Consider the following 1,104-nt stretch of genomic DNA (forward strand, 5'->3'; position numbering starts at 1 on the left):
GCGAGACCGTGTTCGTGACCGGCCGCCCCGCGGACACCACGGAGGCGGCGCTGCGCGCGGCCCGGGGTGTGCCCGGCCTCGACGCCGACCGGCTGCGCGCCGACGCGGCGGACCCCCGTGTGCGCGACCTGGTCCGCGCCGACCGTGCCGAGGCCCGCGCCCCGCTGCCCGAGGCGCACCGGGCCGCCGGTGACTCGCCCCACCCGGGCACGGCCAAGGAGACGCACGACGGCCATGTCCGGTACGCCCTGCCGACGTTGCTGCTGCGGACGGACGCCGGGCACCGGCTGGTGCCCGGCTGGCGGCCCTACGCCGAGTACGCCCGCGCGGCCGAGGAGCTGTGCCCCGGGCTGCGTCCGGCGCGGCCCGTCGCCCTGCCCGCCGCGCAGGCGCTCGACCGGTACCGCAGTCTGAGCGGTCCCGAGTGCGCGGTGCTCGCCGCGGGGCCCTGGCCGCCGTCCGGTGCCGTCCGTGTGGACACCCCGGGCGGTCCGCTGTGGCGGCACCCCGACGAGCGATCCGCCCTCGACTGAAGGGCGTTGACCAGCGAAGCAGTCGCGTCCGCCGTATGAGACACCAATAGGTGTCCATTGACACGGGCGGACGGGCGGCCCCAGGATGTGGGGCATGCTCACGACGCACCCCGGTGTGGTGTGCCGCTACGTGGATCTGCGGCGCACCTGTAGCGCCCTCTGTCGCTGATCTCCTGATCCCACGGCCTCCGGTGCCGCGCGCCCAGCCGTCCGCTGCCGCGCACCCGCCGCCCGGACCTGCCGTCCTCCGCTCCTGCCTCACCTCCCCGGGACGCCCCGCGCCCCGCCGCTCCCCGTGTACCCGTGCCCCCGTGCCGCGCCCGACCAGGGCCGCGTCCACGGGCGCCGGTGCACGCCGGGACCGGCCGGTACGCCGGGCGGACGCCACCCCCTTGCCTCGTGACCGCCGCCCGTCCGCCCGCGGGCCCCCGACGAAAGATCCCTCATGCCCGGACGCCCCCTGCTCCGACGCCCCGCCGCATCCCTGCGCACCGCCGGTCTGGTGACCGGCCTGGCCGCACTCCTCGTCCCGGCGCTGACCGCCTGCGGAGGGGACGCTGCATCGGCGAGC

1 pseudogene is annotated in these 1,104 nt (G+C 78.0%); it reads left to right on the top strand.

Features of this window, described 5'->3' with window-relative positions:
• A pseudogene (locus tag GTW43_RS23410) lies at positions 1 to 533 on the top strand (hypothetical protein); the annotation flags it as partial.
• Positions 534 to 1,104: the final 571 nt, after the last annotated feature.

It is taken from the genome of Streptomyces sp. SID5785 (assembly GCF_009870065.1).
Lineage (GTDB): Bacteria > Actinomycetota > Actinomycetes > Streptomycetales > Streptomycetaceae > Streptomyces.